Annotated in this window: 14 protein-coding genes; 6 read left to right on the top strand and 8 right to left on the bottom strand. The window is 64.3% G+C overall.

Annotation, left to right across the window (positions count from 1 at the left end; translation table 11 throughout):
- Positions 1-549, top strand: coding sequence for a DinB family protein (locus RFM98_RS07865; RefSeq protein ID WP_320308335.1), 549 nt, complete (start codon positions 1-3; stop codon positions 547-549).
- Here the strand turns inward: RFM98_RS07865 and RFM98_RS07860 are convergent.
- Positions 541-768 (bottom strand): type II toxin-antitoxin system Phd/YefM family antitoxin, encoded by a 228-nt coding sequence (locus RFM98_RS07860; protein WP_320308334.1) that lies wholly within the window; start codon positions 766-768, stop codon positions 541-543. The genes RFM98_RS07865 and RFM98_RS07860 overlap by 9 nt on opposite strands.
- A 29-nt stretch (positions 769-797) precedes the next feature.
- Positions 798-1934 carry a 4-hydroxyphenylpyruvate dioxygenase gene (gene hppD / locus RFM98_RS07855; protein ID WP_320308333.1) on the bottom strand — a complete coding sequence of 379 codons (1137 nt, stop codon included), beginning with the start codon at positions 1932-1934 and terminating at the stop codon, positions 798-800.
- Positions 1935-2071: 137 nt separating this feature from the next.
- Between hppD and RFM98_RS07850 the strand changes: the two genes are divergently transcribed.
- Positions 2072-2539 carry an Lrp/AsnC family transcriptional regulator gene (locus RFM98_RS07850; protein WP_320308332.1) on the top strand — a complete coding sequence of 156 codons (468 nt, stop codon included), beginning with the start codon at positions 2072-2074 and terminating at the stop codon, positions 2537-2539.
- A gap of 230 nt (positions 2540-2769) precedes the next feature.
- Here the strand turns inward: RFM98_RS07850 and RFM98_RS07845 are convergent, their stop codons facing one another.
- The 4 genes from RFM98_RS07845 to aztA all read right to left on the bottom strand — a co-directional run bounded on the left by RFM98_RS07845 (position 2770) and on the right by aztA (position 5922).
- Positions 2770-3108, bottom strand: a complete 339-nt coding sequence (locus tag RFM98_RS07845) for a protein tyrosine phosphatase family protein (RefSeq protein WP_320308331.1) — start codon at positions 3106-3108, stop codon at positions 2770-2772.
- Positions 3109-3255: 147 nt separating this feature from the next.
- Positions 3256-4197: a zinc ABC transporter substrate-binding protein AztC gene (gene aztC / locus RFM98_RS07840; RefSeq protein WP_320308330.1), complete on the bottom strand. Its 942-nt coding sequence runs from the start codon at positions 4195-4197 to the stop codon at positions 3256-3258.
- Between the two features lie 25 nt (positions 4198-4222).
- Entirely contained in the window at positions 4223-5098 is an 876-nt protein-coding gene (gene aztB, locus RFM98_RS07835; RefSeq protein WP_320308329.1) for a zinc ABC transporter permease AztB, read from the bottom strand.
- Complete coding sequence (gene aztA / locus RFM98_RS07830; RefSeq protein ID WP_320308328.1) at positions 5098-5922, bottom strand: zinc ABC transporter ATP-binding protein AztA; 825 nt, start codon at positions 5920-5922, stop codon at positions 5098-5100. The genes aztB and aztA overlap by 1 nt, the downstream gene beginning before the upstream one ends.
- A 226-nt stretch (positions 5923-6148) precedes the next feature.
- Between aztA and RFM98_RS07825 the strand changes: the two genes are divergently transcribed.
- Positions 6149-6493 carry a RidA family protein gene (locus tag RFM98_RS07825; RefSeq protein WP_320212134.1) on the top strand — a complete coding sequence of 115 codons (345 nt, stop codon included), beginning with the start codon at positions 6149-6151 and terminating at the stop codon, positions 6491-6493.
- A gap of 123 nt (positions 6494-6616) precedes the next feature.
- Here the strand turns inward: RFM98_RS07825 and hutC are convergent, their stop codons facing one another.
- Entirely contained in the window at positions 6617-7363 is a 747-nt protein-coding gene (gene hutC, locus RFM98_RS07820) for a histidine utilization transcriptional repressor HutC (protein ID WP_320308327.1), read from the bottom strand.
- Between the two features lie 13 nt (positions 7364-7376).
- Positions 7377-8732 (bottom strand): formimidoylglutamate deiminase, encoded by a 1356-nt coding sequence (locus RFM98_RS07815; RefSeq protein WP_320308326.1) that lies wholly within the window; start codon positions 8730-8732, stop codon positions 7377-7379.
- A gap of 97 nt (positions 8733-8829) precedes the next feature.
- Between RFM98_RS07815 and hutI the strand changes: the two genes are divergently transcribed.
- The 3 genes from hutI to hutG are packed head-to-tail and all read left to right on the top strand — an operon-like array spanning position 8830 to position 12415.
- Positions 8830-10059 carry an imidazolonepropionase gene (hutI, locus tag RFM98_RS07810; RefSeq protein WP_320308325.1) on the top strand — a complete coding sequence of 410 codons (1230 nt, stop codon included), beginning with the start codon at positions 8830-8832 and terminating at the stop codon, positions 10057-10059.
- On the top strand, positions 10056-11597 hold the full coding sequence (hutH, locus tag RFM98_RS07805) for a histidine ammonia-lyase (RefSeq protein ID WP_320308324.1): 1542 nt from the start codon (positions 10056-10058) through the stop codon (positions 11595-11597). Before hutI ends, hutH begins: the two co-directional genes overlap by 4 nt.
- Entirely contained in the window at positions 11597-12415 is an 819-nt protein-coding gene (gene hutG / locus RFM98_RS07800) for an N-formylglutamate deformylase (RefSeq protein WP_320308323.1), read from the top strand. The genes hutH and hutG overlap by 1 nt, the downstream gene beginning before the upstream one ends.
- Positions 12416-12419 lie beyond the last annotated feature (4 nt).

Here is a 12419-nt window from a genome sequence, read left to right as displayed (position 1 = left end):
GTGACCCTGCTCGAGCATCTGCGCCGCATGGCGCGCAACAATCTGTGGTCAAACGACCGGCTCTACGGCGCCGTGCTTGCGCTCAAGCCCGGCGAGTTCGAGGCCGGGCGCACGAGCTTCTTTCCCTCGATCAGGGAGACGCTCAACCACATCCTGGCAGTCGACCGTCTTTATCTCGATTTCCTGACGGACGGCGGCCGGGGCGCCGCGGCCTACGACGACTTCATACCATTCGAGGATGCGGCAAGCCTGGCGGCGGCGCAGGCCGATTTCGACCGCAGGCTGATCGCCTTCTGCGACGGCCTGTCGGAAGCCGATCTCGATCGCCGTATTATCACAGACCGGCGCGAAGACGGCATGATCCCTGAGCGCATCGGCGACATCCTCGCCCATGTCTTCCTGCACGACATCCATCATCGCGGCCAGGTGCATGCCATGCTTTCCGGCACCTCGGTCGCGCCGCCGCAATTGGACGAGTTTCTGCTCGACTACGACATCAAGCTCAGGAAGACGGAGGTTGAGCGACTGGGGCTCTTATTGTCACTTTAGGTAAGTGTCCCACTCGGGGCCAAGTTCATCGAAATCGTTCGATACCTTGATTTGACCTTTGAGGGCACCGAAAAGTCCCTTGCTCCCGCCACCTCCGGCCGGAGCGCTTAAAGTCGCGACAAGCCTTCCACGGCGTGTCATATGAATCTCTTCGCCGGCTTTCGCGCGCCTCACGAGTTCCGATAGTTTAGCCTTGGCTTGGGTTATGGAGACGATCACGGCGCGACCTCTTAGGGTCGGAACTTAAATCAAAGCCGATCGAGCCGCAAACGAGCCGCCTTGCCGTCCAGCTTGATCACGCCGCGCTTGATCTGGTCTTGCTCGATCGATTCGAACAGCGCCCGGAAATTGCCCTCGCCAAAACCTTCGTCGCCCTTGCGCTGGATGAACTCGAAGAAGATCGGGCCGATCACCGTCTTGGAGAAGATCTGCAGCAGGATCTTGGTCGTGCCGCCGTCGACGACGCCTTCGCCGTCGATCAGGATGCCGTGCTTCTTCATGCGCTCGATCGGCTCGTCATGGCCGTGCACGCGCTCATGCGACATCTCGTAATAGGTGTCGGGCGGGCCGGGCATGAATTTCAGCCCGTTGGCGGCGAGCTTGTCGGTGGCCTCGTAGATCGCGTCGGTGCCGACGGCGATGTGCTGGATGCCCTCGCCATTGTACTTCTTGAGGTATTCGGCGATCTGGCTGGTCTCGTCCTTGGATTCGTTGAGCGGAATCCGGATCTTGCCGCAGGGCGAGGTGATGGCGCGGCTGACAAGCCCGGTGATCTTGCCGTCGATATCGAAGAAATGGATCTGCTTGAAGCCGAACAGGTCGCGATAGAAATCCCACCACTTGTCCATGTTGCCGCGGTAGACATTGTGGGTGAGGTGGTCGAGGAAGTAGAAGCCGACGCCTTCCGGGTTCGGGTCGCGCTGGCCCAGCCATTCGAACTCGGCGTCGTAGGCCGAGCCCTTCTCGCCATAGGCCTCGATGAAATAGAGCAGCGAGCCGCCGATGCCGACGATCGCCGGCACGTCGAGCGCCTTGTCGGTGCCCTCATAGGGCGTCGCACCCTTGGACACGGCATGATCGAAAGCGTGCTTGGCATCGACCACGCGCCACGCCATCGAGGCGGCGCAGGGGCCGTGCTTGTCGACGAAGTTCATCGCATGCGAGCCGGGCTCGGCATTGACGACATAGTTGATGTCGCCCTGCCGCCAGACGGTGATGTTCTTGGTGCGGTGCTTGGCAACCGCGACATAGCCCATGCGGGTGAAGAGCTCGGCAAGCTTTTCCGGCTCCGAATGCGCGAACTCGACAAACTCAAAGCCATCGGTGCCGGCGGGGTTTTGCTTGCTGATCCTGACGGGTGGGGCGTCGTGCGGGAAGGGGCCCATGGCAGTCCTCCAAAACTGTTGCGGCCAAGCTTGGCCAACGTTTCGGATGATAGCGCGGGACGGCCGCACGGTGCTTGCATTCAACCGCTTGAAATGCTCATGATGTGCGCAACTTGTGCATGATTGGAGAGAAATCCATGGACAATGCGCGCCTTGATCAGTTTGACCGCAAGATAATGGCGCTTCTGCAGGACGATGCGCGGTACACCAACAACGACCTTTCGGAGCGCGTGAATCTCTCGCCCTCGCAATGCTCGCGCCGCCGCCAGCGGCTGGAGGACGATGGTTATATCAAGGGCTACCGCGCCGTTCTCGACCGCGATCGTCTGGGCTTTTCGCTGGTCAACGTCATCTCGGTGACCCTGGCTACCCACAACCGCGACAACGCACGCCGCTTCGGCGAGCTGGTCGCACGCCTGCCCGAAGTGCAGGAGGCGCATGCGCTGACCGGCGAGATGGATTACATCCTGAAGGTGGTGACGCCCGATCTCAAATCATTGTCGGAGTTCGTCAACGGCGTATTGCTGCCGCACGAATCCGTGCAGCATGTGAAGACGGCGATCGTGCTGGAGACACTGAAGGAGACCGGCGCGCTGCCGATCTAGTTTCTGGGATTTGGAGAAGCTGGAGGGACAGCACCCCCCTCTGGCCTGCCGGCCATCTCCCCCGCAAGGGGGGAGATCAGACAATCACGCCGGCCTCCGCCAATGGCTGACGTTGCAGGAATAGCGCCGTCGGCGAAGCTGCTAATCTCCCCCCTTGCGGGGGAGATGGCCGGCAGGCCAGAGGGGGGGTGTGACGGATCGCTAGCCTGCGAGATGTCGGTCGGACAGCTTCACCCCCGGCGCTGCTGGATCAGCCCATAAAGATTGGTGCAGCGTGCCCCGGACCGGCAATAGGCGAAGACGGGACCTTCGAGCTCATCGAGCGCGGCGGCCTGGTCCTCGACATTGTCCATGGTGATCTGGCCACTGATGACCGGGATGTAGCGGAAGCCGAGCCCGGCTGCCTCGGCCGCCGCCTGAACGTTCTCGGCCGAGGGCTGGCCCAGCTGCTCGTCGTTCGGCCGGTTGCAGATCACGCTTTTGAAGCCGGCGTCCTTGATGGCGGCGATGTCCTCCGGCTGGATCTGGCCGGAGACCGAATAATCGTCGCTGATCTGGCGGTATTCCATGGTGTCGTCCTCGCGATCTCTTTGGCGGCAGTCTTGCCACTCCGGGAGGGGGGCGGCAATCCGCATTGAAGGAATTCTCTGCCAAATAGACATTGCGCGCAGGAAATTCCAACCGGGCCAATTCGGCCCGGTTGGATGCTCGACCGATCAGCTTCCCAGGATCGCGCCCTTGATCTGCGTGATGTTGTTGTGCATCAGGTCGATATAGGTCGAGGCCGGGCCGTCGGGCCCAGACAGCGCGTCCGAATAGAGCGTGCCGCCGACCTTGATGCCGGATTCGCTCGAGATCTGCTCGATCAGCCGCGGATTGGTGATGTTCTCGATGAAGATAGCGGTAGCCTTGTCCTGCTTGACCTGTTTGACGAGCTTTGCGACGTCCGCGGCCGAAGGCTCGGAGTCGGTCGAGACGCCTTGCGGTGCCAGGAAGGTCAGGCCGTATTCGTGCTCGAAATAGCCGAAGGCGTCATGCGAAGTTATGACGACCCGCTTTTCCTCAGGGATCGACTGGATCGCCGCCTTCACTTGGCTCTCCAGCGCATCCAGCTTGGTGGTGTAGGCGGCGGCGTTCGCTTTGTAGCTGTCGCAGCCTTCGCTGTCGGCCGTGCAGAAGGCCTCGGCGATATTCTTCACATAGATCTTGGCATTGGCGATTGACTGGAAGGCGTGCGGATCGGTGACGGTCTTGCCGCCGCTGGTATCGGCACCTTCGGCTGCGTCGGCATCGGCGAATTCCGGCTTGAAGTCGATCGGCGTCACGCCCTTGGTCAGCGTCACGATCGCAGCCTTGGTGGCGCTGGCGTCGACCAGGCGCTGCAGGAAACCTTCGAAATGCAGGCCGTTGACCAGCACCACGTCGGCTTTAGCCATCGCCACTGCGTCGGCCGGGCTCGGCTCATAGACATGCGCGTCGCCGTCCGGGCCTACGATGGTGGTGATGTTCACCCGGTCGCCGCCGACATTTTTCGCAAAGTCCGCAATCACGGTGAAACTCGCCACGACCTTGAGCGGCTCGGCGAACGCCGATGACGTCGCGAAGGCGCTTAATGTTATAACGCTCAACGCCAGGGCGGCACGGAAAGATTTCAGCATTGGAGACTCCTTGCTTGGGGATGGGTCAGGCTGTCCGGTGGCGGTGATGCACGATGCGGGCGCGCAGCACACCCCGCGTGCCGAACACGATGGAGCAGAAATAGACGACGCCGGACGAAAGGATGATCGCCGGTCCCGAGGGCAGCGAGGCGTGGTAGGACAAAAGCAGCCCGGCGATGCAGGAGGCAAAGCCGATCAGCACCGCCAGCACGCACATCGGTTCCACGCGCGCCGTCCAGAAACGGGCGGCCGCCGCCGGCAGCATCATCAGCCCGACCGAGAGCAACGTGCCAAGCGCCTGGAAGCCGCCGACGAGGTTGAGCACGACAAGGCCGAGGAAGATGAAATGCACCGGGCTGCCCATGCGGCTCACCGAGCGCAGGAACAGCGGATCGAGGCATTCGGCCACAAGCGCGCGCCAGAAGACGGCGAGGCAGGCGAGCGTCACCACCACGATGCCGCCGATCAGGATGAGCGCCTCATTGTTGAGCGCCAGCACCGTGCCGAACAACACATGCATCAGGTCGACGCTGGAGCCGCGGATCGACACCATCAGCACGCCGACGGCTAGCGAGATGAGATAGAAAGCCGCCATCGAAGCGTCCTCGCGCTGGATGGTGAAGCGCGAGACCGCGCCCGCGCCAAGCGCGACGATGATGCCGGCGATCAATCCGCCGACCGTCATCGGCAGGATTTCCAGCCCATAGAGCAGGAAGCCGGCGGCAGCACCGGGCAGGATGGCATGCGCCATGGCATCGCCCGACAGGCTCATGCGCCGCAGCATCAGGAAGACGCCGACCGGGCAGGCGCCGAGCGACAGCATCAGCGAGCCGAACAGCGCCCGCTGCATGAAGGCGAAATCGGCGAAAGGCGCGATGAACAGGCCGTAGAGGAAATCCATCACGCCGCCCTCGGTCCGGAGCCGTGCTGATGGTCGTGATCATGCGCGTGATCGTGGTGGCCGTGCGCGTGATCATGGCCATGGTCGTGATCATCCGGCTCGCACCACGGCGCGTTTTCTTCCCACGCCTCGTGGAAGCGCCTTGCTTTGAGCAGGTTTTCCGGCCGCAGCGTTTCTTTTGTGTCGCCCCAGGCGACGGGCTGGCGCGCCAGCAGCAGCGTCTCCGGGAAATTCTGCCGCACGAGATCGAGGTCGTGCACCACGACCATGATCGTGCGTTCCTCGCCATGCCAGCGTTTGATCAGCTGGATGAGGTCGCCGACCGTCTTGGCGTCGACCGCATTGAACGGCTCGTCGAGCAGGATAAGGTCGGCGTCCTGCAAAAGCACGCGGGCAAACAGCGTGCGCTGCAGCTGGCCGCCGGACAGCGTGTCGATCGGCCGCTTCTCGAAGCCGCCGAGCCCGACCGCCATCAGCGCCTTGCTGACGGATTCGCGGTCTTCCTTGGTGTAGCGGCCAAGCATGCCGCGCTTTGGCCACAGCCCAAGCGAGACCAGGTCGACGACCCGTGCCGGAAAGGAGCGATCGAGCTCCGACTGCTGCGGCAGGTAGGCTGCGCGCACGCCGGGCATACGGACCACAGCGCCTTCCATCGGCTTGAGCACGCCGACGATGCCCTTCATCAGCGTCGACTTGCCCGAACCGTTGGCGCCGACCACAGCCGTCAGCGAGCCCTTTCTGACGATGCCGTTGAGGTGATGGATCGCCGGATGGCTGTTGTAGCCGAGCGTCAGGTCGCGGAAGGTCAGGCAGGCATTGGTCATCAGGCGGCGGTCCGCGAAAATCGAGTGCGTTGTCGATATGTGATGTTATTACATTAGTCAACATGCCGGCCCGGCGCAATTGTGTCATCGCCGCTCAACTCGCCGTGTACGCAATCGCGTCGAGACCGGACAATTGGCTCAATTGGTTTCGCGTCCGCCGGCCTTGCCCCGAGCCGGTTCGGACTCTAAACAGGCGCCGACCTCTAAAAACGAAGGAACCTCTCGAATGAGCATTCGTCGCATCGATGTCGGCCCGCGCATGAGCCAGATCGTCATCCACGGCAACACCGTTTATCTGGCCGGCCAGGTCGGCGAGCCCGGCGGCAACGTCGCCTCGCAGACCCGCGACATCCTGAAGACCATTGACGAATTGTTGGCCAAGGCCGGCACCGACAAGACCAAGATCGTGCAGACGATCATCTGGCTGGCCGACATGGGCACGTTCGCCGAGATGAATTCAGAATGGGACAAATGGGTGCCGCAGGGCCACACGCCCGCTCGCGCCACCGGCGAAGCCAAGCTCGCCGGCCCGGAATACCTGGTCGAGATCATTGTGACGGCGGCGATTTAGCGCCAGCCTTCTACCTCCCCCTTGTGGGGCGGTCGGGCCGAAGGCCCGGGTGGGGGGCTGCGCCGACCCCCGCCCCGCCGCTTCGCGGCGACCCTCCCCACAAGGGGGAGGGTAAAGACAGCGCTACCCCTGCGAAGGCGTGAACCTTGCCACCAGCGTATGGCTCTCCGCCGGATAGATGAAACGCACATGCGTGACCGGGTGCTCGGCGCTCCAGGTGCGACGCTCGACCACCAGGCAGGGCGCTCCGGGATCGATGTCGAGCACATCGGCGACAGTGTCGTCGGCGGCCGTGGCGCGGATGCGGTGCTCGGCCTCGCTCCACGGCACGCGGCCGATCAGCCAGGGGCCGGGCGCGATGTCGACAAATTCCTCCTCGCCAGCCTCGGCCACCGCAGAAAGGTTGATCAGCCGCTGCTCGAGCGCGAACGGCCGTTCGCCGGCAAAATGCAAGCCTTCCAGCGCAAGCACCGGACCTGATGCGGAAAGCCCCAGCAGGGCGCGGTCCTCGGCGCTGCTGCGCCGCCTCAGGCGTTCCAGCCGCTCATAGCGATAGGGCAGGCCGAGCGCCTCGACCTCGATCCTGATGTCGTGCAGTTCAAGCACCGCCGCCTGCGACTGCGGCTGGCGCACGAAACTGCCGGACCGGCGGCGGCGCTCGATCAGTCCGGCCTTGGCGAGTTGCGACAGCGCCTTGTTCACGGTCATGCGCGAGCAATTATAGTGGGCCGTCAGTTCGTGCTCGAAAGGGATGCGGTGGCCGGGCGCCCAGGCGCCCGAGAGGATCTTTTCTCGGATGTCGGACAGGATTCGCTGATGCAGCGAGATACTCTCTGCGCCCTCGACATCATCTGTTTCGACAAGACTCATCGGATGGTCCTGTTCAGCCTTGCGACAATGCGGTCATGACTTTGCGAAACCGCTCGGCGACCGCCTCGCGCTTCGCATGCCTGCCGCCGCTGACCTGCTTCTTGCCATGCACCCAGACGCAATCGACCTTGCTGCCATTGGCAAAAATCCAGGCGTCGAGGATCGTGTCGCCCGCCTTGCCGGCAAGCGAAGGATGGCCGGCGTCGAGCGAGACGAAATCGGCGGGGCCGCCGGCGGCGATTTGCGACGGTCCGGCGCCGAGCGCCTGGCTGCCGCCGTCGAGCGAAGCGTCAAACAGTGCGCGCCCCGTGGAACCGCCGGCGCGGGCCAGCACGTTGCGGGCGCGGTGGGCGAGGCGCTGCGAATATTCGAGCTGCCGAAGCTCGTCCGGCAGGCCGATCAGCACATTGGAATCGGAGCCGACGCCGAAGCGTCCGCCATGCTCGACGAACAGCGGGGCCGCGAACGTGCCATCGCCGAGATTGGCCTCGGTGATCGGGCAGAGCCCGGCGATCGCACCGCTTTTCGCCATGGCGATGGTCTCTGCCTCGGTCATATGCGTGGCGTGGATCAGGCACCAGCGTTTGTCGACCTTGGCGTTGGCGAGCAGGAGCTCGACCGGACGCTTGCCCGACCAGGCGACGCAGTGCTCGACTTCCTTCACCTGTTCGGCGACATGGATATGGATCGGCCCGTTCGGCGCCATCGCCGCGACGGCGTTGAGCTCGTCCGGCGTGGCGGCGCGCAGACTGTGCGGCGCGACGCCGACGACAGCCTGCTCCAGCGGACGAACAGCCTCGCGGCCTTTCTCAAGCAGCCGCCCGAAGCGCTCTACATCATTGATGAATCGCCGTTGGCCTTCATTTGGCGCGGCGCCGCCGAAGGATGAGTGGGCGTAAAACACCGGCAGCAGCGTCAGGCCGACGCCGGTATCGGCTGCGGCAGCGGCGATGCGTTCCGCCATCTCGGCGATATTGGCGTAAGGCTGTCCGTCGCGGTCGTGATGCAGATAGTGGAACTCGCCGACGCGCGAGAAGCCGGCCTCCAGCATCTCGACATAAAGCTGCGCCGCGACCGCCTCGACCTGGTCGGGTGTCATCGACAGCGCGAAACGGTACATCACCTCGCGCCAGCTCCAGAAACTGTCGGCCGAAGGCCCGCGCAGCTCGGCAAGGCCCGCCATGCCGCGCTGGAAGGCGTGGCTGTGCAGATTGGGCATGCCAGGCACGACAATGGCGTGGCGCTCGTCGCCGGCTTGTGCGGAAGCGCCGGCCTCGACCGTGGAGATGCGGCCGCCATCGAAAGCAATCCTTACTTTGCCCTGCCAACCGCCGGGCAAAAGCGCCTGTTCCGCAAAGATCGCTGTCACGTTTGTCTCCAAATCTCGATGCTTGAGCGACGATACCACTTGCGTCGTGTCTCAATATGTATATACATAATCGCTATCCAATCAAATGGAAAAGATGATGGGTGGAGCAAACGGGAAGAGCGGCCTTCGGGTCTGGCGCAATGCGCGGCTGGCGACCATGGCCGATGGCGCAGCCGGTCTCGGCATCGTCGAGAAAGGCGCGATCGCGTCGCGTGACGGTCTCATCGTCTATGCCGGTCCTGAGGCCGACATGCCGGCTGCGGCCGGGCAGGGCGCCGAGACCGTCGATTGCGCGGGACGCTGGATCACGCCCGGCCTGATCGACTGCCATACGCATCTGGTCTATGCCGGCAACCGCGCCAACGAGTTCGAAATGCGGCTGGCCGGCGCCACTTATGAAGAAGTGGCCCGCGCTGGGGGCGGCATCGTCTCCTCGGTCAAGTCGCTGCGCGCCGCGAGCGAGGACGAACTGGTCGGCCAGACCCTGCCGCGCCTCGATGCGCTGATGGCCGAAGGGGTCACCACCGTCGAGGTCAAGTCCGGCTACGGCCTCGATGCCGACAATGAGAAGAAGTCGCTGCGCGCTGCTCGCCGTCTGGCCAATGAGCGCCCGGTCACGGTCCGCACCACCTGTCTGGCTGCCCATGCGCTGCCGCCCGAGGCCAAGGGCGACAAGGATGCGTTCATCGATCTCGTCGCCGGCACCATTCTGCCGCAAGTCGCCGCCGAAAAGCTCGCCGATGCTGTCGATGGCTTCTGCGAGGGCATTGCATTCTCGCCCGAGCAGATGGCACTTGTCTTCGACAAGGCCAAAGCGCTCGGCCTGCCTGTAAAACTCCACGCCGACCAGCTTTCCAACCTGCATGGCGCAGCACTTGCCGCCCGCTATGGCGCGTTGTCGGCCGACCACCTCGAATATGCGGACGAGGAAGGCGCCGAGGCGATGGCCAAGGCCGGCACCGTGGCGACGATCCTGCCCGGCGCCTATTATTTCATCCGCGAGACGAAGAAGCCGCCGGTCGACCTGTTCCGCCGCCACGGCGTCAAGATGGCAGTCGCTACCGACTCTAATCCCGGCACCTCGCCGCTCACCTCGCTGCTGCTCACCATGAACATGGCCGCGACGCTGTTCGGCATGACTGTCGATGAATGCCTTGCCGGCGTCACCCGCGAAGCCTCGCGGGCACTTGGCCTGCTCGATAGCACAGGCACGTTGGAAGCCGGCAAATCGGCCGACCTTGCCATCTGGGATATCGAGCGCCCAGCCGAACTCGTTTACCGCATGGGCTTCAACCCGCTCCATGCCCGTATCTGGAGAGGACAATGACGGAACTTACCCTGACGCCCGGAAACGCGACGCTTGCCGACTGGCGCGCCATCTATCGCGGCGCCGTGCCGCAGCTTGACGCCGCCTGCCGGCCGAAGATCAAGGCCAGCGCCGAGGCGGTCGCCCGCATCGTCGCCAAGGGCGAGCCGGTCTATGGCATCAACACCGGCTTCGGCAAGCTGGCCAGCGTCCGTATCCCGGCCAACGATCTCGAAACGCTCCAGCGCAACATCGTGCTGTCGCATGCCGCAGGGGTCGGCGAGCCGATGCCGGTCGCGGTGGTGCGGCTGATGATGGCGCTGAAGCTCGCCAGCCTTGCCCAGGGCGCCTCCGGCGTGCGGCCTCAGACCATCGAATTGCTGGAAGCCATGCTCGCCAACGACGTCATCCCGGTGGTGCCGGCGCAAGGCTCGGTCGGTGCTTCCGGTGACCTCGCGCCGCTTTCGCACATGACGGCCGTCATGATCGGCGTCGGCGAATGTTTTACCCCGCATGGCCGGTTCCCGGCCAAGGTGGCCTTCGTCTCGCACGGGCTTGAGCCGGTGACGCTCGGCGCCAAGGAGGGTCTGGCACTGCTCAACGGCACGCAGTTCTCGACGGCTTTCGCCCTCGCCGGCCTGTTCGAGGCCGAGACGCTCTACCAGTCGGCGCTGGTCGCCGGCGCGCTGTCGACCGATGCCGCCAAGGGCTCCGATGCGCCCTTCGATCCGCGCATCCATCTCTTGCGCAAGCATCGCGGCCAGATCGAAACGGCGGATGCCCTGCGCAATCTGATGGCCGGCAGCGCCATTCGTGAATCGCACCGCATCGGCGACGAGCGCGTGCAGGACCCATATTGCCTGCGCTGCCAGCCGCAGGTGATGGGTGCTGCCCTCGACGTGCTGCGCAAGGCCGCCGACACGCTTGAGACCGAGGCCAATGGCGTCACCGACAATCCGCTGATCTTCGCCGAGGACGACACCGCGCTTTCGGGCGGCAATTTCCACGCCGAGCCGGTGGCCTTCGCCGCCGACATGATCGCGCTGGCCGTCTGCGAGATCGGCTCGCTGTCGGAGCGGCGCATCGCCATGCTGGTCGATCCGGCATTGTCCGGCATGCCGGCCTTCCTGACGCCGAAGCCGGGTCTGAACTCCGGCTTCATGATCCCGCAGGTGACAGCGGCCGCCCTTGTTTCGGAAAACAAGCAGAAGGCCTATCCGGCGAGCGTGGATTCCATCCCGACCTCGGCCAACCAGGAAGACCATGTCTCGATGGCGGCGCATGGCGCGCGGCGGCTGCTCGGCATGATCGAGAATGCGACCGCCGTGATCGGCATTGAACTGCTGGCCGCGGCGCAAGGCTGCGATTTCCACCAGCCTCTCACCTCCAGCGCCGCGCTCGAAGCCGTGCGCAAGCTGGTCCGGGCCGAAGTCCCGCATCTCGACAACGACCGCCATTTCCATCCCGACATGGAAAAGGCGATCGCCATGGTCCGCAGCGGCGCCACGGTGAAGGCGGCAAGCGCCATCGCGCTGCCGTCGATTGCGGGAGCGGCATGATGGCAACGCCATCCTGGCTCACCGTCACCCAGGGCACAGCACCCCTGCTGGTCTCGATCCCGCATACGGGCATCGACCTTGCCGGCCTCGACAGCCGGCTGGTCTCGACCTGGCTGGGGCGGCGCGACTGCGACTGGTGGATCGACAAGCTCTATGACTTCGCTGCTGATCTCGGCGCGACTGTCGTGCACACCGCTATTTCGCGCACGGTCATCGACGTCAACCGCGATCCGTCGGGCGTCTCGCTCTATCCCGGGCAGGCCACGACGACGCTCTGCCCGACCGAGACCTTCGACGGCGATCCGCTCTATAAAATGGGCGACGAACCGACCCCGTCCGAGATCGACCAGCGCCGCGAGACCTATTTCGTACCGTATCATGCCGCCTTGCAGGCCGAAATCGACCGGCTGCGCGGCATGCACGAGAATATCGTGCTCTATGACTGCCATTCGATCCGATCGGTGCTGCCGCGCCTGTTCGAAGGCACTTTGCCGGTCTTCAATCTCGGCACCAATGACGGCAGGAGCACCGATCCGTCGCTGCAGGACAAGGTCGCCGAAATCCTCGCCGCGACCGGCGAGGCCTGGGTGGTCAACGGCCGCTTCAAGGGCGGCTGGATCACCCGCAGCTTCGGCCAGCCGCAGGACGGAGTGCACGCGCTGCAGATGGAGCTCTCCAACCGCGGCTACATGCGCGAGCCGGCCGGGAAGGGCTCGCCCGAGAACTGGCCGGTACCTTACGACGCGACCTATGCCGCGCCGATCCGCGCCACGCTGAAAACCATCCTCGAAACCGCCATTGAATGGGCCGGGCGCTGACGCG

It is taken from the genome of Mesorhizobium australafricanum (assembly GCF_033977265.1).
Lineage (GTDB): Bacteria > Pseudomonadota > Alphaproteobacteria > Rhizobiales > Rhizobiaceae > Mesorhizobium > Mesorhizobium australafricanum.
Note: the sequence above shows the minus strand (reverse complement) of the source record. Positions and strands in the feature narration are given on the sequence as shown.

What these genes read in the sequence shown, in the direction of transcription:
- hppD (WP_320308333.1), bottom strand. Translation starts at nt 1,934, where the DNA reads ATGGGCCCCTTCCCGCACGACGCCCCACCCGTCAGGATCAGCAAGCAA.
- RFM98_RS07850 (WP_320308332.1), top strand. Translation starts at nt 2,072, where the DNA reads ATGGACAATGCGCGCCTTGATCAGTTTGACCGCAAGATAATGGCGCTT.
- RFM98_RS07845 (WP_320308331.1), bottom strand. Translation starts at nt 3,108, where the DNA reads ATGGAATACCGCCAGATCAGCGACGATTATTCGGTCTCCGGCCAGATC.
- aztC (WP_320308330.1), bottom strand. Translation starts at nt 4,197, where the DNA reads ATGCTGAAATCTTTCCGTGCCGCCCTGGCGTTGAGCGTTATAACATTA.
- aztB (WP_320308329.1), bottom strand. Translation starts at nt 5,098, where the DNA reads ATGGATTTCCTCTACGGCCTGTTCATCGCGCCTTTCGCCGATTTCGCC.
- aztA (WP_320308328.1), bottom strand. Translation starts at nt 5,922, where the DNA reads ATGACCAATGCCTGCCTGACCTTCCGCGACCTGACGCTCGGCTACAAC.
- RFM98_RS07825 (WP_320212134.1), top strand. Translation starts at nt 6,149, where the DNA reads ATGAGCATTCGTCGCATCGATGTCGGCCCGCGCATGAGCCAGATCGTC.
- hutC (WP_320308327.1), bottom strand. Translation starts at nt 7,363, where the DNA reads ATGAGTCTTGTCGAAACAGATGATGTCGAGGGCGCAGAGAGTATCTCG.
- hutI (WP_320308325.1), top strand. Translation starts at nt 8,830, where the DNA reads ATGGGTGGAGCAAACGGGAAGAGCGGCCTTCGGGTCTGGCGCAATGCG.
- hutH (WP_320308324.1), top strand. Translation starts at nt 10,056, where the DNA reads ATGACGGAACTTACCCTGACGCCCGGAAACGCGACGCTTGCCGACTGG.
- hutG (WP_320308323.1), top strand. Translation starts at nt 11,597, where the DNA reads ATGGCAACGCCATCCTGGCTCACCGTCACCCAGGGCACAGCACCCCTG.